General features: G+C 42.4%; 13 protein-coding genes. All 13 read left to right on the plus strand.

The genetic code is table 11. From position 1 onward, the window contains the following. The first annotated feature begins 1,312 nt into the window (after window positions 1–1,312). The 13 genes from scyA to RMY63_RS29975 all read left to right on the plus strand — a co-directional run bounded on the left by scyA (window position 1,313) and on the right by RMY63_RS29975 (window position 19,537). Window positions 1,313–3,193 carry a scytonemin biosynthesis protein ScyA gene (scyA, locus tag RMY63_RS29915; RefSeq protein WP_322732189.1) on the plus strand — a complete coding sequence of 627 codons (1,881 nt, stop codon included), beginning with the start codon at window positions 1,313–1,315 and terminating at the stop codon, window positions 3,191–3,193. A 303-nt stretch (window positions 3,194–3,496) separates the two neighbouring features. Beyond that, window positions 3,497–4,558: a tryptophan dehydrogenase ScyB gene (scyB, locus tag RMY63_RS29920; protein WP_322732190.1), complete on the plus strand. Its 1,062-nt coding sequence runs from the start codon at window positions 3,497–3,499 to the stop codon at window positions 4,556–4,558. A 25-nt stretch (window positions 4,559–4,583) separates the two neighbouring features. Next, window positions 4,584–5,552: a scytonemin biosynthesis cyclase/decarboxylase ScyC gene (gene scyC, locus RMY63_RS29925; protein WP_322732191.1), complete on the plus strand. Its 969-nt coding sequence runs from the start codon at window positions 4,584–4,586 to the stop codon at window positions 5,550–5,552. Window positions 5,553–5,759: 207 nt separating this feature from the next. Continuing rightward, window positions 5,760–7,064: a ScyD/ScyE family protein gene (locus tag RMY63_RS29930; protein WP_322732192.1), complete on the plus strand. Its 1,305-nt coding sequence runs from the start codon at window positions 5,760–5,762 to the stop codon at window positions 7,062–7,064. Between the two features lie 158 nt (window positions 7,065–7,222). Continuing rightward, window positions 7,223–8,599, plus strand: coding sequence for a ScyD/ScyE family protein (locus RMY63_RS29935; RefSeq protein WP_322732193.1), 1,377 nt, complete (start codon window positions 7,223–7,225; stop codon window positions 8,597–8,599). Window positions 8,600–8,771: 172 nt separating this feature from the next. After that, window positions 8,772–9,968: a scytonemin biosynthesis PEP-CTERM protein ScyF gene (scyF, locus tag RMY63_RS29940; RefSeq protein ID WP_322732194.1), complete on the plus strand. Its 1,197-nt coding sequence runs from the start codon at window positions 8,772–8,774 to the stop codon at window positions 9,966–9,968. A gap of 114 nt (window positions 9,969–10,082) precedes the next feature. Continuing rightward, window positions 10,083–11,372 carry a glycosyltransferase family 4 protein gene (locus RMY63_RS29945; RefSeq protein WP_322732195.1) on the plus strand — a complete coding sequence of 430 codons (1,290 nt, stop codon included), beginning with the start codon at window positions 10,083–10,085 and terminating at the stop codon, window positions 11,370–11,372. A 14-nt stretch (window positions 11,373–11,386) separates the two neighbouring features. After that, entirely contained in the window at window positions 11,387–12,445 is a 1,059-nt protein-coding gene (gene tyrA / locus RMY63_RS29950; protein ID WP_322732196.1) for a bifunctional chorismate mutase/prephenate dehydrogenase, read from the plus strand. Between the two features lie 37 nt (window positions 12,446–12,482). Continuing rightward, on the plus strand, window positions 12,483–13,679 hold the full coding sequence (locus RMY63_RS29955; protein WP_322732197.1) for a 3-dehydroquinate synthase: 1,197 nt from the start codon (window positions 12,483–12,485) through the stop codon (window positions 13,677–13,679). A gap of 313 nt (window positions 13,680–13,992) precedes the next feature. After that, entirely contained in the window at window positions 13,993–16,203 is a 2,211-nt protein-coding gene (locus RMY63_RS29960; RefSeq protein WP_322732198.1) for an anthranilate synthase, read from the plus strand. Window positions 16,204–16,306: 103 nt separating this feature from the next. Further along, complete coding sequence (gene trpC, locus RMY63_RS29965; protein WP_322732199.1) at window positions 16,307–17,140, plus strand: indole-3-glycerol phosphate synthase TrpC; 834 nt, start codon at window positions 16,307–16,309, stop codon at window positions 17,138–17,140. A 198-nt stretch (window positions 17,141–17,338) separates the two neighbouring features. Further along, window positions 17,339–18,172, plus strand: a complete 834-nt coding sequence (gene trpA, locus RMY63_RS29970; RefSeq protein WP_322732200.1) for a tryptophan synthase subunit alpha — start codon at window positions 17,339–17,341, stop codon at window positions 18,170–18,172. 138 nt (window positions 18,173–18,310) lie between these two features. Next, window positions 18,311–19,537: a tyrosinase family protein gene (locus RMY63_RS29975; protein ID WP_322732201.1), complete on the plus strand. Its 1,227-nt coding sequence runs from the start codon at window positions 18,311–18,313 to the stop codon at window positions 19,535–19,537. The last annotated feature ends 52 nt before the right edge of the window (window positions 19,538–19,589 follow it).

The following is a 19,589-nucleotide window of genomic DNA, read 5'->3' on the forward strand; positions in this document are numbered from 1 at the left end:
TCCTGGGTTTCCACTGACTGGGGAAAGGTTAAAAAAGAAAAATTTTTATCCTTTAACATTTTCCCTACCAAGGACTTTGGTGAACTATTCGTGTAGAGTTGTTTGATTTCCAACATAAATGAATTTGCAGTGCTGGGTCTGGCTTATAGCGTTTCCTAAGCAACTGAGGTACACCCAAATCTTGTTTACCAAGGTTAGTAGCTTTGAAAATGTACCTCACCAGGTCGGGAACCGCTATAAATGAATAAACTTCAACTCATCAACTTATTTTCTTAATTTATCTTAACTTACCTTCTCAGGAATTTAACTATAGAAGAATATGCTTAGTCATCTGTCGTAAGAAGTACATTCGTATTATTAGTAAACGTAAAAATTACAGATCATGTTGTATATTTTTTATCAAAAATAAAGTCCGTATTTGTATATTAGCTATATACTGCTGATTTATGCATTATCAAAAATACTTTTTTAAAAATATTTATGTCCTGAATGCTTTGTCATCTCTCAAAGGAACTATAAAAAATTAAAAAATGATGTCTTTATCGTTACAAATAATTGACTTAAAAAGTTTTTGCTGGCAATATAAAGACCGCTAAATGGCCTCATGCTTAAATTCGGATAAAAAACTGTGTAAGTTCTAAAGCAAAAGAATTGACACCCACATCAAAAGATTTCCTATTGTAAATTTGGTAATGTACCGCTTGTGCGATGCCTACGGCGGGCTAACGCCTACGCAGAATCTCAATCTTTCAGGTGACTAAGTTGCAAATATTACGATCGCAAAAAAAGCGAAAAAATTGACACATACATCAAAAGATTTTTCATTGCAAATTAGATTTTTATTGTAGTGGCTAAGAACCTTACCAGGCGTTTATTAATTAGATCGGCGTTATTAAAGCTAGCTATATGAATTTTTATAAAGATTCTGAGACACGCTTAACTTCGGGTTAGTTGCCAGTTTATGCACCTTTACATGATTTAGTTTTTTCTCGCTCATCTATTTAAATACTGTAGTCATCACTATAGAAGCGAAAAATTTGACATCCATATCAAAAGATTTTTGATTGTACAACAGTTTTGATCTCCTTTATCCTGGTGACAAGAAGCACAGCCTCAACTGTTGTATGCTTTCGGGAGAAATTTTTTGGTACTGCGCTCACAAGCATCAATCAGCAGCGATTAACCGTTTCTACAATCGACCAAGCTAGGTCATAGGTGTAAAAGCAACAGAGTTGTTTGTATTAAATATTACTAGTGCTGTGATTGTAAACTAAAAAGCCTTTGTGTAACTTTCTGTAATTACGTGAAACTAATGAGTCAAAACTATACTGGTTCAAACTCTCCTCTAATCACCACTGAGCCATACAAGGAACTTCCAGAAAACAGATATGTAGAATCTGTGTCTGACTCGCGTCAGCTTGATGAATCAGAGAATAATGGGGGAATTCCGCCTTTTTTAAACGATGAAATAGCTCCAACACTTTCAGTTGCCGATGCGATCGCTCAAATGTTGGTAAATTTGGGAGTAAACTACGCTTTTGGTGTCGCTGGTGGTGCAATGGCCAGCCTTTGGGGGGCGCTGTCGAATAGCAGCATAGAGGTGTTGAACTTCCGCCATGAAGCCGGAGCCGCATTTGCAGCCACTGAAGCACACTTTGCGAATAATCGCCCTAGTGTAGTTTTTACCACAGCAGGGCCGGGGATCACCAACGCCATTACCGGATTATTTGCAGCTCGTGGGGAAGGTGCCAAGGTAATTTTACTATCAGCTTGTACCTCAGCACCGCAGCGCGGGCGCTGGGCAATTCAAGAAACCAGCACTTATACCTTGCCTAATGGAGGAATTTTTACTTCAGGAGCGCTATTCAACTATGCAATCACTATTGAATCTGCATCTCAATTACCGCAGATTTTTCGTAAACTTGCATTAGCTATGGCGCAACCAGGCGGATTTGTCGCCCATTTGAGCATTCCTACCGCTGTACAGACAAGTTTAGTTGAGGATATAGCCTTACCCCAACTAGATGTTACTCCGTTTCCGATTACAGCTTCAAAAGAAGCGATCGCTAAATCTGTAGAGTTATTATCATCTGGCCCCTTTGCCATCTGGGTTGGTTTCGGTGCGCGTGAGGCAGCAGAGGAAATCCTTGAACTCGCACAAAAAACTGGAGCAGCCGTTATGTGTTCCCCCCGTGGTAAAGGTATCTTCCCTGAAGATCATCCTCAGTTTGTGGGTGTCACAGGTTTAGGCGGTCATGCTTCCGTCTTAACTTATATGGAACAGCAACCTCCACTACGCACACTCGTATTAGGAACCCGCCTTGGCGAACCGACTTCCTTTTGGAGTTCGGCACTAGTTCCAAAAGGAGGTTTTGTCCATGTTGATATTGACCCGGAAGTGCCAGGAGTGGCGTATCCCCACGTTAAAACTTTTGGAGTTCGCTCTGATATCAGAGCCTTTGTCAAAGAGTTATTGCAGCAATTGCCAGATGTTCCTGATTCCACAATGTCGCTACCTCGTCCAGAACACAAAGCAATTGAACCTGCTCCAGACGTAGACTATCCAGTGCGACCAGAAGTATTGATGGCAGCAATTCAAAAGATCGTTGTTGAGGGTAGCGATGCCGTAGTCATGGCAGAATGCGGTAACTCTTTTACTTGGTCAACACATCTACTGCAATTTGCCGAAGCCAATCGTTACCGAGTCAGCACTGGAGTCGGCGCAATGGGTCACGCTGTCACCGGAGTGTTGGGTGCAGCGTTGGCGAACAATAGCAAGGCTGTAGGGATTGTCGGCGATGGAGCAATGCTGATGAATAACGAAATCAGCACAGCTGTGAAATACAAAATTCCCGCAATCTGGATTGTCCTCAACGATGCGCGTTACAACATGTGCCATCAAGGGATGAAAATTTTGGGATTAAAGGGCGCAGATGCAACAATTCCACCAACAAACTTTGCGATGATTGCTCGTGGGATGGGAGCAGAAGCGCTGGTAGTCGTCAGAGAGTCGGATATTGAAGCCGCATTAGAACAAGCGATCGCATCAACTGTTCCCTTTCTGATTGATGTAGTGATTGACGCCGATCGCCCAGCACCCTCTGCTGGACGTAACAAAAGCTTGGCTGCCCAAGGAATTAAATCAACTCCTGCCAAAAGTCCAGCCAAGCAAGTTTCATTTCCAATGGTTTGATTTTAAAAGTTTGCAATCTCATTCAATTTTTATAGACACTAAAACACTGTAATAAAGCGGAATTTACAACGCAGTTTGGATTAGTTTATGCAGCAAAACATAAACGATGAATTTAGAAGCGGCAAAAACTTTATTCCAGGCAACAACTACGCCCACAAAACTGGAATGTTTTATTTTTGAAGATTACTCTTTTTTAACTTCATCTTATCTTAACATTCAAGAGTGTTTTTGTGTCTATATCTTTACAGTTTGTAATCTTCATTACTTTCTCTAAACAATTCCAACCAATATCGAGAGGTAAAAATGCTGCTATTTGAAACTGTTAGAGAAATGGGTCACGAACAAGTTCTCTTTTGTCATGGTAAAAATCCCGAAATTAAGGCAATTATTGCCATCCATGATACGAGCTTGGGCCCAGCAATGGGAGCTACAAGACTTATGCCTTATGTCAACGAAGAAGCTGCTTTAAAAGATGCACTTCGTCTGAGTCGGGGAATGACATATAAAGCTGCCTGTGCGAACATTCCGGCGGGTGGAGGAAAAGCAGTCATTATTGCTAATCCTGAAAATAAGACAGACGATCTGTTGAGAGCTTACGGACGTTTTGTTGATAGCTTGAATGGACGTTTTATTACCGGACAAGATGTTAATATTACTCCTGATGATGTGCGGACAATTAGTCAAGAAACGCAATATGTTGTTGGGGTATCAGAAAAATCTGGTGGGCCTGCTCCCATAACATCACTAGGAGTTTTTCTCGGAATTAAAGCTGCTGTAGAATCTCGTTGGCAGAGCAAAAGACTTGATGGCATGAAAGTTGCAGTTCAAGGCTTAGGAAATGTTGGTAAAAATCTCTGTCGTCACTTACATGAGCATGATGTCCAGCTTTTTGTTAGCGATGTAGATCCAGTAAAAGCGGAAGAGGTAAAACGGCTTTTTGGTGCAACTGTTGTAGAACCAACCGAAATTTATGCTCTGGATGTAGATATTTTTGCTCCTTGCGCTTTAGGAGGAATTCTTAATAGTCATACAATTCCTTTCCTCCAAGCTTCGATTATTGCTGGTGCAGCTAATAATCAATTGGAAAATGAGCAGCTGCATAGTCAAATGCTTACCAGAAAAGGGATTCTTTACAGCCCTGATTATGTAATTAATGCTGGGGGACTAATCAATGTTTACAACGAAATGATTGGTTATGACGAAGAAAAAGCTTTTAAGCAAGTGCATAACATTTATGACACGCTATTAGCAATTTTTGAGATTGCTCAAGAGCAAGGAGTTACTACTAACGATGCTGCTAGACGATTAGCAGAAGATCGGATCAACAATAGTAAGCGAACCAAGACCACAGCGATCGCAGCCTAATTGTTATTATCTTCAGGAGTGAACAATGGAAAAAAATACCTTTGCTACCTCAGCTTATATTGCTACTTCACCAGAGAGCGCTTTTGAATACCTTTGTAGTTTAAAGAATTTAGATGAATGGACGCTTTACAGCCGGATGAAAGAGCAAATCGATGAAGATACCTGGCTTGGATCTGCATCTGGTTATCACAACAATCTTTACTATCATGTTAAAAAATTAGAAAATCCCCTTTTCTACGGCATTGAGTGGCACTGTGGATTAGAGTATCAAAAATATTTTCAGGTTTACCCTGTTTTGCTATTTCCCACCGAATACATCGAGCCAGGAACAGATGAAAAAGGTGTGTACTTTCACTGGTTGAGCTTTGTCGATCCCAAACGGCAGACTCAGATGATTATGCAGGGAATTCATACAGTACATACTTCCGAATGTCGTTCTCTCAAAGGTAATTTGGAACGCAAAGCTGGTGTGACCTCAGCAGCCAAAGGAAGCCACTTTATCGATACAGACACTATTTATGTTGATGCCCCAATTGATCTGGCGATTGAATACTTAAAAGACCTAAAAAATGTAGATGAGTGGGCACATTTGTTGCGACCCAATGGTGATATCACTTCTGAAGCAGGTGAATTCAAAGATGAATATGACCAAAAAGTAAAAGTTTCTGTGCGAGTTCATTCATTGAGTAAATACTACTTGGTTGAACAAGAACACTTTTATCCAGACTACGAATATTATCAGCGTTCTGTAGCGTTACTCATCCCAACCGCATACTCTTTCGCCGATCCCGAAGCTTCCGGTTTCATCCTGCATCGAATCACATTCTGGAAAACAGATGGAACTGTTACTCACGGCAAACTTCAAATTGAAGACTATGGTGCTGAGAGCATGAACATCAAACGTTTACTCGAAGCCAAAGCTGGCAACCTAAAATCATTTGACCGAGGAATGAGCTATCTGCCAAAAACTCCAGAATCACTAGTTACCAACTAAAACCTCAGCGTCCCTCTGCGCTTCCCTTTGCGCGACGGCAGTCGCTACAACGGGGAGCCACTGCGGTCTTCTTCCAAGGGGAGACGCCAAGGGCGATGGGGTTTCCCCAAGTGGAGCAAGTGGCGTGGGAACCCCCAAGACGCGCTGCCTCCTCTCTGCGTTTAAAATTCACCCCTCAATTCCCCACGATTACCTGTATTGCAACACATGAAACTCAAGCCACTTACTATTACTATCCTCACTTTTTGTGTTGCTGCTTTTTCGGGAATGAAAGCTGCCTCAGCTGCATCCTTTTCGGTAATCGCTGACGGTCTATATAATGCCGGTGGTCTAAGCTTTAGCCCTGACGGTAATCTGTATGTTACAGAGGCAGGAATCGGGGGAAGTGGGGCTTGTGTTCCACCAGCAAGCGGTCAAGGCGATTCTTTATGCTATGGCACAAGTGGGGCAGTTACCAAAATTGAGAATGGTAAAACCGAGCGCATACTTACAGGACTACCTTCCATAGCATTACCAGATGGTACTGGAGCCGGTGGCCCTCGTGACATCCAATTTGATACTACAGGTAAACCTTATGTTCTGATTGGGTATGGGGCGAATCCAACCTTTCGCGATCGCAATTTAGGTAACACTGACCTCGGTAAAATCATTGCTCCCGACTTTAATACCAATTCCTGGACGAGTGTTGCAGATTTAGCTAACTATGAACTCACCAATAATCCCGATGGTGGTGATGTCGGTAGCAATCTATTGGGTTTTGTCATAGATGGCAATAAGTTAGTTGCAGCTGATGCAGGTGCAAACGATTTACTCAGTGTCAACATTGGTGGCAGTAATTTACAAGCTATTACCACCTTCCCCGAAGACATCTTGACGAATCCAGTCTTTCCACCTTCTGATACCCCATCCAATGAACCGGCACAAGTGCCATCTCAAGGGGAAGTGGTGCGATCGCCGAAGGCGGGGCTTCTCTCCGAGAGGCTTCGCCAACGCCCATCGCAGTTTGCAACTCAACCAGTACCCTCAAGTGTGGCAAAAGGGCCTGATGGTGCTTATTACGTCAGCCAATTTACTGGTTTTCCTTTCCCAGAAGGTGGGGCAAAAATCTATCGAGTTGGTGCTGATGGTAAGCCAACAGTCTTTGCTGATGGTTTTACCCAACTCACAGACTTGCAATTCGATCCTGCGGGCAATTTATATGCTTTGCAATACGCCAATCAGTCAGCTTGGAAGGGTGATTTTGATGGTTCTGTAATCAAAATAGCTCCCGATGGCACACGCACAACTCTTCTGAGTGGCAATGGATTAGAGTCGCCTAGCGCCTTGACAATTGGTGCTGATGGTGCAGTATACGTCACCAACCGAGGCGATCGCCCAGGAGTTGGACAAGTTCTCAGAATTGAAAATAGCAAATCTATTCCTGAACCTGATTCTGCTTTCGGTGTATTAGCGATCGCTGCCTTGGGCGTTGGTTGGTTGCACAAGAAGAGAGAGTTACCAAACCTCCCATAAATAGAGTCGTGGCGCTCAAATAAAGAGTTTCAAACCAATATCACTGCCTCTCAATAAAGGCATTATTTACCCTGCGTTTTTTAAAGACTAAGATTCCTTGTCTTTAAAACCATAAAAGTTTCCACAAACAAATTACTTAACTCTCAATCTCCAAAGGTATGAAACTCAAGTCATTTGCTCTTACATCTGTTACATTTTGTTTTACCGCTATTTGTGGAACACTATCTGCACAAGCTGCAACATTAACAACTATTGTCGATGGAGTTAGTAATGCCCGGGGTGCTAGCTTTGGCCCTGACGGCAGTCTCTACGTAGCAGAGCCAGGTATCGGCGGTAATGGAAATTGTCAACCATCTCCGAGTACGTTGTTTCAGCCTATCTGTGCTGGTAATAGCGGTTCACTGGTCAAAGTTTCACCAAACGGTACCAAACAGCGTCTACTTAATAACTTTCAGTCTTTAGCAGAACAACCCAGTGGCAACCAAGGCGCTGGTATTCAAGACATACAATTCGACTCTAAAGGGAATGCTTATCTGCTGACTGGGTTTGCTGGTTATCCAGGAAACCGGGATTTAGCAACACTTAACCTTGGTTCGCAATCCGCACTCCCACCACAGCAACTTGCGACTTTTCCGCCATCAACACCCGATAAAGTTTTGAATACACCGCTTCTAGCACAACTTTACCAAGTTGACTTGAACACCGGATCTCTCAACAGTATTTTTGACTTTGCCAAGAATGAAATCACCAAAAATCCAGATAAAGGTGATGTAGTAACTAATCCCTATGACTTGGCTATTAGTGGCGATAGTGCTTATGTGGTTGATGGGGGTGGGAACACTGCTTACAAAATTAAACTTGATGGAAGTCAGTCACAGGCGATCGCAATTCCGAAAAACATCATTAGTAAGTCAGATTTGCCACCGGGATTACAAGTACCTCCTGGGCTATTAGATGAGCTTCCAGGAGGAAAAATAGCAATTCAATCAGTACCCACTGGTGGCGTAATTGGCCCCGATGGAGCTTTATACGTTGGCGAATATACAGGTTTTCCTTATCCAGAAGGTAAATCACGGATTTTCCGTATTGGCGACGATCTCAAACCAGAAGTTTTTCTGGATGGATTTACGCACATCACCGACCTAACCTTTGATGACAAAGGCGATTTGCTGGTTTTACAGTTTAGCGACACCTCCCAGTTAGGTGGTGACATCACAAATCTACCTGGATCTCTCATCCAAGTTGCTCCTGACGGCACTCGGACAACACTCGTTGCCGCAGGTCAAGGGCTAGATTCGGCTGATGGAATTGATATAGGCCCTGATGGCAAGATTTATATTACCAATCGCGGTGTCGGCCCAGGACTAGGAGAGGTTGTTCGGGTGGATGGTATCGTCGTCGAAAAAGTCCCCGAACCTGGTTCAGTAGTTGGCTTACTAGCACTTGCTAGCGTAGGTGCAACTGCTGCTTTCGCCAAGCGCAAACGTCCAGCAAAGTTGGGTGAAGAGTTGCTAACCAAAGCAGAGACTGTCTAATTCCTCTTTACCTGGTGTCAGGTAAAGCTTACAGAATAGGCTGCTGCCTCATACAGAAAGTTGCATTTCAAACAAGAGGCAGCAGCCCGAATTTTAGGGTTCCCGAACTGGGACTGGGAACAAAATTAGTCTAGGAAAGAGTATACACTCATACAGCCAGGACTTCAAACTCATGGGATTAGTCAAAAATTTCTCAATCGGCATTCTTGGTACTGGATTCATGGTACTGGCAACAGTAGCCCAAGCCAAGGCTGTAACGTTAACTTACAACAGAAGTATCGGCAGTCCTGGCTTCGGTCCTGGGCAACTATTTGTTCCCCAAGGCATAACGGTGGATGACCAAGGGAATACCTACATAGCTAACGGACGCGGTGTTAACCCGGATGGTACTCCTAACTACAACCTCGGTGACAAAATTGAAAAATTTAGTCCAAGCGGTCAGTATATTGGAGCAATTGGCTCCGGCGGCACAGGACCCGGACAGTTTGACGAGCCAACAACTGTAGACTTTAATCCCGTAACAGGGGATTTGTATGCAGGTGATGTTTACAATAACCGCATCAATCAATTTGATTCTCAGGGTAACTTTATTAGATCCTTTGCAAATGGAGAATTTACTGGTCTCATACCAGGTAGGATTTTCTTTGGACCATCTGGTGTAACATTTGACAAAACTGGCAACGTTTACGTAGGTGATTTTAATGGCGAAAGAATCCTTAAATTCACACCAGACGGAAAGCAAATTGGTGTCATTGGTGGCACTGTGGGCACTGGACTTGGAGAAACTCAAGGTGTAGCAGGTATAAGAATTTCCCCAGTCAGTGGAAATATCTTTCTAGCTGACCAGTATAACAACCGCGTTAAAGTACTCGATCCAAATGGTAAACCTCTGTACACATTTGGTTCAGCAGGTAGCGGACCTGGACAGCTTCTTCAGCCAATTGGCATCGAAGTAGACGACCAAGAGAATGTTTATGTAGCTGATTCTATCAACAGCCGCGTTCAGGTATTTGATAAAAACGGTAACTTCTTAACTTCCTACGGTCAACCAGCCCTAGATGCATCAGGCAAACCAGTCCCCCCTCCAGCATTAACTGGTCCTCCTTTTGGCAATCCCCTCGACCTTACTCCCGGCAGATTTAACTGGACGGGTGGGACAACCCTCAAAGATGGCAAGCTTTATGTGGGGGATTTCTTCCAAGGTCGCGTCCAAGTGTTAAACGTAGAAGGTAAAAGGCAAGTACCAGAGCCTAGTTCAGCATTGGGTTTAGCATTGCTGGGGCTTGGAGCTGCTACCGTCACATTGCAAAGACGTAGGCAACAAAAGCCAGTTTTCAGTTTAGAGAAAGAACTGCAAAAACAGTGCTGAGTTCTGATGCTTGAGTAACAGTGCTAGTAGTGTGTCAAATTGAAATTAATAGGTAAACAAGTTCGTAGTAAGGACTAAAGTCCTTACTACAAATCTTCAAAACATTAACGGTTAATGCACATTCTGATTTATTCATACAACTATCATCCAGAACCAATTGGTATTGCACCTTTGATGACTGAACTAGCAGAAGGGCTGGTGAAGCGAGGGCATCAAGTGCGGGTAATCACAGGTATGCCTAACTATCCTCAGCGTCAGATTTATGATCGCTATCGGGGTAAGTTATACGTTACTGAAGAGAAAAATGGTGTCAAAATTCAGCGTAGTTACCTGCGGATTAAGTCTAAACCTAACCTTGTAGATCGGCTACTGCTAGAGTTGAGCTTTGTCTTTACAAGTTTGCCACAAGCTCTCAAGGGTGAGCGACCTGATTTAATTCTCTTAACAGTGCCACCGTTACTTGTTTGCTTACCTGCAACCTTAATAAGTTGGCTATACAACTGTCCAGTAGTCCTGAATGTGCAAGATATCCTCCCAGAAGCTGCTGTGCGTGTTGGGTTAATTAAAAATAAGTTGATGATTCTCGCTCTCGAAGCTTTAGAAAAATTTGCCTACCGAAATGCACATACCATTAGTGTGATTGCTGATGGCTTTGTGGATAATTTAATAAATAAAGGTGTACCTGTTAATAAAATTGCCTGCATTCCAAATTGGGTAAATCTAAATTTTATCCGCCCTTTACCAAAAAAGAATAACTATTGGAGAGCTACCCATCAACTCAATGGTAAATTTATAGTGCTTTATTCAGGTAATATTGCTCTCACGCAAGGTTTGGAGACAGTAATAGAAGCAGCAGCTTGCTTGTGCCATATTAATGATATTGTCTTTGTCGTAGCCGGTGAATCCCAAGCTCTCGAAAGGTTGCAAAAACATTGTCTTGCTTGTGGTGCAGATAACGTATTGCTTTTACCATTGCAACCGCGAGAAAAACTACCACAAATGTTAGCAGCTGCTGATGTCGGGTTGATTGTGCAAAAGTGCAATGTGATTTCTTTCAATATGCCTTCTAAAATACCATTGTTGTTAGCCAGTGGTCGTCCAATTGTGGGTTCAGTTCCCGCCACTGGTACTGCTGCCAAAGCTATTCGAGAAAGTGGCGGCGGTATTATCGTTAAGCCAGAGTCAGCAGATGCTTTAGCCACTGCGGTATTGGATTTATATAATCAACCGGAACTAGCAGCAAAATTAGGGCGTGAAGGAAGAAAGTTTGCGGTAGAAAACTATTCCTTTGAGCAAATGCTAGATCGGTATGAAGAGTTATTTTCTAATATGATTGCCAAAAGAGCAACAACTTTGGATATGTTGCCCAAATTGAGTTCTCAGGAATCACTTGTTGATATTTAAAAATTGGAACAAAAATGCCTTTGAAATTCTCTGATTCAGATCGGCTGAAAAAAACTGACCAAAGGTTGATCGCTTTATTGAGCGATCGCATATCATTATTAGCAGCATCAGAACAACCTTCTTTAGATGAACAAGTGGCTAATGTCGCTCCCCTACTCGCCGAAGCTGGTATTCCTGAGTCTGTTTGGGCAGGTGTGCTAAATAGTTGTCATGGTACTCTGATTCCTAAATATGCAACAAATCATGTCAGTCCCCGAAAAATTACGATCATCGGTGGATGCGGCAGGATGGGAAGATTATTTCAAGAGCAACTTTCGCTAGTAGGTAACAATGTTAGCGTTCTAGAATATGATGATTGGAAATATGCAAATAAACTGTTAAGTCAGGCAGAATTAGTATTAGTCAGCGTTCCTATTGAACATACAGTTGATGTTATCAAGCGTGCAGCTAAATACCTTGCCCCAACTACCGCTTTGTGTGACATCACGAGTATTAAAGTACAGCCAACTCAGGCGATGCTCGAACACCATTCCGGGCCAGTCATAGGTTTACATCCAATGTTTGGGCCAAATATCAAATCGTTTTTTGGACAAAAAATAGTGGTGTGTCCAGGTCGAAACGATGATTCATTTCAATGGTTTTTAGACTTTTTTAAAAGTCAAGGGGCCGAGTTAGTTGCTTGCACGCCTGAAGAACACGATCAAATGATGGTGATTATTCAAGCAACCCAACATTTCTGTAGATTTAGTCTTGGCGTTTTCTTGGCAGAAGCAAAAATTGACATAGAACAGAGTTTAACAATGTCAACTCCTAATTACCGTCAAGAAATTGATATTGTTAAACGTTTGTTTTACCAAAACCCTCACTTATGTGTGGATATTATGTTAGCTACAGAAGAAAGGTGTGATGCAATTAGCTTTTTAGCTGATACTTACAGCAGTTTGGCAAGACTGGTAGCGATGAAAGATAGAGACGCATTAATTCAAGAATTTGAAAAGGCTCAAAGCTTTTTTGAAGAAAAAATCAATACTTTTTTCCAGCCTTTAAACACAACTGTGAAAGCGGCTATCTAACGAGATTTTCAACCAAAGATGCACAGAAATAAAAAATATGATAGTTAACATTAAGCAAAAAAGTAGATTAATTCATCAACGTGTTTCAGTTACTTTTAACTACGAGGTTTACTTCACCCAAAATTTATTTGAGTTGAAAAATCCCACCCTAGCGCAAGTGATTGGTGCGGATGAGGAGACTAAGCCGAAGAAATTAGTTGCAGTGATAGATGCAGGAATATTAAAGTATCAACCTGAATTGGTGAAGCAATTAGTCGCGTATACCAAATTTTATGCAGAGGTACTAGCGATCGCAGCCGAACCGATGATAATTTCGGGAGGAGAAGCTGCCAAAAACGATCGCACTTTAGTAGAGCAAATCCAGCAACAGATTGAAGCCGCCGGATTATGTCGCCACTCCTACATATTAGCGATCGGCGGCGGGGCGGTGTTGGATTTGGTAGGATATGCAGCCGCAACTGCTCACCGGGGAATCCGCCTAATTCGGGTGCCAACAACGGTGTTGGCGCAAAATGATTCTGGGATTGGCGTCAAAAACGGCATCAATGCTTTTGGTAAAAAGAACTTTCTTGGCACATTTGCGCCACCTTATGCAGTTATAAATGACTCTGCGTTCTTGACAACTCTAGACGATCGCGATTGGCGTTCTGGAATCGCAGAAGCAGTCAAAGTGGCGCTGATTAAGGATGCTAGCTTTTTTGATTTTATCCACTCTCACACCGCAGCCCTGAAGCGGCGAGATATGGATACTATGCAAGAGGTTATCTATCGTTGTGCCCAGTTGCATTTAGAACATATTGCCAATGGTGGCGATCCTTTTGAAATGGGTTCGTCTCGTCCCCTGGATTTTGGACATTGGGCGGCTCATAAACTGGAGCATTTGACAAATTATCGCTTGCGTCATGGCGAAGCTGTTGCGATCGGTATTGCTTTGGATAGTACTTATTCTTATTTGGTAGGGCTGCTGGATTGTTCGGAGTGGCAACGGATATTAAATACTTTATCGGCGTTGGGTTTCACTTTGTATGTGCCAGAACTAACTGAGAAGTTATCACAATTGGAAGATCCTTATTGTTTGTTTCGGGGTTTGACTGAATTCCGCGAACATTTAGGGGGAGAGTTGACTTTGACGCTGTTAAAAGGGATTGGAAAAAGAATTGAGGTTCATGAGGTGAATTTGTTTTTGTATGAGCAAGCAATATTGTTGTTGCGGGAATTGAGGGGGGATTTTTAAACGCAGAGGGAAGCGCAAAGGTACGCAGAGATTTTATGAGATTATCTATTACTTTTGGTGGAGGTGGATTTTTTTAAATGGGGTTGTTGCGAAATGTACTAGAAAAGCAGTGTAAAAAGCGAATAAATTGACACTTCATCGAAAAATTATTCAATGTATTCTTTGCTTGATATCTAGTATTCTTGAAGAATAAAGAAAACCTTTTTGATTAGATTTTTTAAAAAGAACATGTTGATTTAGATTGATAGAAAGTTATCTAAGCCTGTTCTAGGTTTGAAAATAAGTACTAACAAATATTCTAGAGAAATTACTCATGGTTTTTGATTCACGTTCCTATAAAACCCTTGGCGGGGTAAGTGTTTCTCGCTCCATCACCGAAATTAAGATGGATACTGCCCTCGAAGATATTCTGTTCCATTTAAATTCTCAGCGTGGAGGCTTGCTAAAGAGTAGCTACGAATATCCAGGCAGATACAAAAGATGGGCAATCGGATTTGTCAATCCACCGTTAGAGTTAACTACACAGGAAAATTCTTTCACTTTGATAGCGTTGAATGAACGCGGTAAAGTGCTTTTACCATTCCTTTTAAAGAGACTCTCCCAGTCAGAACAACTTGAGAACGTCACCCAAGAAAATAACAATATTGTCGGCTTGATTAAAGCTACAAAAAAATTATTTACTGAAGAGGAACGTAGTAAACAGCCTTCATCATTTACAGTTGTCCGCGAAATTTTATCTACTTTCTCCAGTCAAGAAGACGAGCATTTAGGTTTGTATGGTGCGTTTGGTTATGACTTAGTTTTTCAGTTTGAACCAATTACCCAACATTTGAAACGTCCAACAGATCAGCGCGATTTGGTGCTTTATTTGCCAGATGAATTGATTGTTGTTGACTACTATCAGCAACGTGCATTTCGTCTACAATATGATTTTAAAACAGCGCACGGCAACACCAAAAATCTTCCTAGAACAGGTGAGTCTGTAGATTATTGCGGCAAACATCTTCTACCAAATCTAATTGCTGACCATAAAGTAGGGGAATATGCCAAAAAAGTTGACGTTGCACTCGATTATTTCCACCGAGGCGATTTATTTGAAGTTGTTCCTAGTCAAAACTTTTTTGAAGGCTATGAAGACGAACCCAGCAAACTATTTAACACTTTAAAGGAAATAAATCCTAGTCCTTATGGGTTTATTTTTAATTTAGGTGGAGAATATCTAATTGGTGCATCTCCAGAAATGTTTGTGCGGGTTGAAGGTAGGCGGGTAGAAACTTGTCCCATTAGTGGCACTATTAGGCGGGGACAAGATGCTCTTGACGATGCGGTGCAAATTCGTCACTTACTCAACTCCCACAAAGATGAAGCTGAGTTGACCATGTGTACTGATGTCGATCGCAATGACAAATCCCGAATCTGCGAACCTGGTTCAGTACGAGTCATTGGTCGTCGCCAAATTGAATTATACAGCCACCTGATACATACAGTCGATCATGTTGAGGGTACTCTGCGATCGCAATTTGATGCTTTAGATGCCTTTCTGTCGCATACATGGGCAGTTACAGTCACCGGCGCACCCAAAAAAGCCGCAATAGATTTTATTGAACGGCACGAAAAGAGCGCCCGACGTTGGTATGGTGGAGCAGTCGGCTATTTAAATTTCAACGGTAATTTAAATACTGGCTTAATTCTGCGGACAATTCGATTAAAAGATTGCATTGCTGAAGTGCGAGTTGGGGCTACTGTCCTTTATGACTCTATACCCGAAGCAGAAGAACAAGAAACAATTACCAAAGCTGCTGCTTTATTTGAGACGATTCGCCGTGTAAAGCAAACGAGTCAGAAAATTGATGAGTCCGGTTCTCTAAAATTAAGTAAACACGTCCCAGGTGTAAAATCTGGCAAACATATCTTATTAATAGACTACGAAGACTCATTTGTTCATACCCTAGCTAATTACATTCGCCAAACTGGTGCAAGCGTTACCACACTCCGTCATGGTTTCTCAGAATCGCTATTCGATACAGAACGCCCTGACTTAGTTGTTTTATCTCCTGGCCCTGGTAGACCAGGTGATTTTGGGGTTCCCCAGACTGTTGGCGCCCTTCTGCATCGCCAAATTCCCATTTTCGGAGTTTGTTTAGGATTGCAAGGCATCGTTGAAGCTTTTGATGGCGAATTGGGAATTCTTAACTATCCTCAACATGGTAAATCTTCACGGATTTTCGTCACCAATTCTAATTCTGTCACCTTCAAAAACTTACCCGAATCCTTTACAGTGGGTAGATATCACTCATTGTTTGCCCTACCGCAACGTTTGCCAAAAGAACTGAAAGTAACAGCAATTTCTGATGACGAGGTAATTATGGGCATTGAACATCAGACACTTCCCATCGCTGCCGTCCAGTTTCATCCAGAATCAATCATGACTTTAGGTGGAGAAGTCGGTTTGGAAATCATTAAAAATGTGGTGCGTGCATATACGCAAACGAAAGAGCCATTGGGAATAGGGAATAGGGAATAGGGAATAGGACACTGATTATTTCTTCCTCATCTCCCTCATCCCCCCACTCCCCACTCTCTACTCCCCACTCCCCACTCCCCACTCCCCACTCCCCTAAAAGATTATGACTAACCAAATTACCACCTCTGGCCATATTCTCGAAGAGATTGTATTGCACAAAAGACAAGAAGTTGCACAAATGCAGCAAGAACTGCCTTTAGCCTCCTTGCAACAACAGTTAAATACAGCCCCGACTGTGCGAAATTTCTTGACTGCTTTACAAGAAAATTCCAACCAACCGAGTTTAATTGCCGAGGTAAAAAAAGCATCACCTAGCCGGGGGATTATCCGCGCCGATTTTGACCCGGTAGCTGTCGCTCAAGCTTATGAACGAGGCGGTGCAGCTTGTTTATCAGTCCTGACTGATTATAAGTTCTTTCAGGGTGGTTTTGATAATCTGCGGAGCGTGCGATTACAAGTAGCATTACCCTTACTGTGCAAGGAGTTCATCATTAACTCTTATCAAATTTATTTAGCACGCACAGCAGGCGCAGATGCTGTATTGTTGATTGCGGCTATTCTATCAGATCGAGAACTCCAAGATTTTTTGCGAGTAATTCACGATTTGGGCATGATTGCACTGGTAGAAGTCCATACCTTGGCTGAACTTGATCGAGTGCTAAAGCTTGACAACTTACATTTAGTAGGAATCAACAATCGCAATCTAGAAGATTTTACTCTTGATTTAGGAACAACACAGCAACTTTTAGCAGAGCGTCAAGAACAATTACAAAGCTTAGATATCACCGTCGTCAGCGAATCTGGACTGTATACACCTGCTGATTTATCTCTTGTCGCTGAGGCTGGTGCACGTGCGGTTTTGATTGGAGAGTCTTTAGTTAAACAAAGCGATGTAGAACAAGCTGTGCGTGAGATTTTACTAATTCGTAATTCGTAATTCTAAAAAAATGAAGCTCTGATACTCGTTAACGGAGTTAAAAGGCTCATTCACGAGTATCAAAGACTCGTTAACGGAGATAAAAGCCTCATTCACGAATATCAAAGACTCGTTAACAAAAAATTTAGCATGGGCATCGCTAATTGCTAAGTGTTAATTATTCCAATACTATTAACCAATCATTAACTATTTTTCAGCATGACCTCTATCTCCGATTCCTTTCAAACTTTACGCGATCGCCAACAGTGTGCTTTAATCCCTTTTATCACAGCAGGCGATCCTAACTTAGAAACCACTGCCGAAGCCTTACGTATCTTAGATCGTAACGGTGCTGACTTCATCGAGTTGGGCGTTCCTTACTCCGATCCTCTCGCAGATGGGCCTGTGATTCAAGCAGCAGCAACCCGCGCTTTGCAAAAAGGCACGAAATTAGAGCAAGTGCTAGAGATGTTACACATAGTTATTCCTAGCCTAAAAGCGCCGATAATTCTATTTGCTTACTACAATCCCATTTTGCACCGGGGTATTAAGTCGTTTTTGGCGCAAATTGCCACTGCTGGGGTGCAGGGGTTGGTAGTACCAGACTTACCCTTAGAAGAAGCAGAAGAATTAATCAAAACTGCTGCATCTTTCGGAATTGAGGTAATTTTACTTGTAGCTCCTACCAGTTCTCAAGATAGAATTGAAGCGATCGCTCGTCAATCTCAAGGTTTTATCTACTTGGTGAGTGTTACAGGCGTTACAGGTATCCGCGCTCAACTCCAAAACCGCGTAGAGCATTTAATTACCGAGTTGCAAAGCGTCACCAATAAACCTATTGGCGTTGGTTTTGGCATCTCCGCACCAGAACAAGCACATCAAGTCATGGAATGGGGAGCAGATGCAGTGATTGTTGGTAGCGCCTTTGTGAAACGTTTAGCTGAAGGTAGCCCAACTGAAGGATTGCAAGCTGTAGAAGAATTTTGTCAAGAACTTAAAACAGCCATTACAGAAAGTCGGCGCGAAAGTCCATCTCTTCAAGAAGTGCGATAAATTTACCCGCAGATTTAGGGAGTAGGGAATGGGGAATAGGGAATAGGGAATAGGAAATTAGTATCAATTATTTCTGTTTCTTCCCACTGCCTCCTGCCCCCTGCCCCCTGCCTCCTGCCCCCTGCCTTGATTAAGACAATGAAACTCCTGCTGAAATCCTTCAAAATATTAATTTATAGCGTACTTCTAGTTAGTGCCTGTGCGCTTACAGTCTTTGCCCACGATCGCGTTGACCACGGACAATACAAATACCATTGGCATTATAATTTTCCAGGACAATCCGCTCACCTAGCTGTAAGAAAGAACGTAACTGACCTAACACAATCAGAGAAAACAGCCTTTGTCAAGGCTATCAAAACCTTAAAAACTGTAATTCCCACAGGTAGCAAGCTCAGTATTTACGACCAATTCGTTGCCATACATCTAGGGGCAACACGCTTGATTCATAACCATAAAGGGCATTCAAATGGTTCCGTCCAAGAACTTGCTCATGAAAATGCCGCATTTTTCCCTTGGCATCGAGAATATATCCGCAGATTTGAACAAGCTCTGCAAGCAGTAGACCCAACTATTACTCTGCCATACTGGGATTGGACAGACGCCAAAGCACTTGATGTAATTTTTAACGATGATTTTCTTGGTTCTAACGGTAAAGGAGTAACCATCAAAATTCCAAATCAGGGAAATTTTACAGGCGGCCCTGTCAAGTCTGGCGCTTTTTCGGCTGCAAATGGCTGGGTTATGAATCCAGCATTAAACACTGACCCAGACACGCAAACCTCATTAGGTACATCACTTGTTCGCTTTCTAAGACTACCTCCTGCCAGTGATTATCCTGTACCCAAAAAAGATGTTGAGCGTGCCCTGAGTCTTAATAACTATTCTTTATTTCGCCCTGCTTTAGAAGGATTTATCTCTGTAGATGAGCAAGGTAAAGTCACCCCCGGAGGATTTATACACAATTACATTCATGGCTTAGTCGGTGGGGTACAGATAGACGCAAGCACAACACCCGTAAAGTTTAAAGGTCTGGGTACGATGAGCAATATACCAAGTTCGCCTTATGACCCAGTGTTTTGGCTGCATCATGCCAACGCAGACCGCCTCTGGGCTGAATGGCAAGAAAACAGTCATCAAGGTAGTGATTTTTATCCTGCCAATGGTCAGCCTTACGGTCACAATCTTAAAGACCTAATGTGGCCTTGGGATGGCGGTATGTCAACCCCCAAAGCTACGGCGTTAGGAAATTTACTATCTCTATTACCAAAATTTAACTCTAACGATTTGGTGCGGCCTATAGACGTTTTGAATCACAAAGAACTGGGCTATACCTACAAAACCTGGGAATGGAAAACGCAAAGATGATTCAGCTGTGGCATAAGTTCTAAAAAATTAGAACGAGACTAAAAAATACTTG

This window comes from Nostoc sp. ChiQUE01b, assembly GCF_034531255.1.
Classification (GTDB): Bacteria; Cyanobacteriota; Cyanobacteriia; order Cyanobacteriales; family Nostocaceae; genus Nostoc.

Excerpts from the sequence above, each read along its gene's own strand:
- scyA (WP_322732189.1), top strand. The coding sequence starts at position 1,313 with ATGAGTCAAAACTATACTGGTTCAAACTCTCCTCTAATCACCACTGAG.
- scyB (WP_322732190.1), top strand. The coding sequence starts at position 3,497 with ATGCTGCTATTTGAAACTGTTAGAGAAATGGGTCACGAACAAGTTCTC.
- scyC (WP_322732191.1), top strand. The coding sequence starts at position 4,584 with ATGGAAAAAAATACCTTTGCTACCTCAGCTTATATTGCTACTTCACCA.
- RMY63_RS29930 (WP_322732192.1), top strand. The coding sequence starts at position 5,760 with ATGAAACTCAAGCCACTTACTATTACTATCCTCACTTTTTGTGTTGCT.
- RMY63_RS29935 (WP_322732193.1), top strand. The coding sequence starts at position 7,223 with ATGAAACTCAAGTCATTTGCTCTTACATCTGTTACATTTTGTTTTACC.
- scyF (WP_322732194.1), top strand. The coding sequence starts at position 8,772 with ATGGGATTAGTCAAAAATTTCTCAATCGGCATTCTTGGTACTGGATTC.
- RMY63_RS29945 (WP_322732195.1), top strand. The coding sequence starts at position 10,083 with ATGCACATTCTGATTTATTCATACAACTATCATCCAGAACCAATTGGT.
- tyrA (WP_322732196.1), top strand. The coding sequence starts at position 11,387 with ATGCCTTTGAAATTCTCTGATTCAGATCGGCTGAAAAAAACTGACCAA.
- RMY63_RS29955 (WP_322732197.1), top strand. The coding sequence starts at position 12,483 with ATGATAGTTAACATTAAGCAAAAAAGTAGATTAATTCATCAACGTGTT.
- RMY63_RS29960 (WP_322732198.1), top strand. The coding sequence starts at position 13,993 with ATGGTTTTTGATTCACGTTCCTATAAAACCCTTGGCGGGGTAAGTGTT.
- trpC (WP_322732199.1), top strand. The coding sequence starts at position 16,307 with ATGACTAACCAAATTACCACCTCTGGCCATATTCTCGAAGAGATTGTA.
- trpA (WP_322732200.1), top strand. The coding sequence starts at position 17,339 with ATGACCTCTATCTCCGATTCCTTTCAAACTTTACGCGATCGCCAACAG.
- RMY63_RS29975 (WP_322732201.1), top strand. The coding sequence starts at position 18,311 with ATGAAACTCCTGCTGAAATCCTTCAAAATATTAATTTATAGCGTACTT.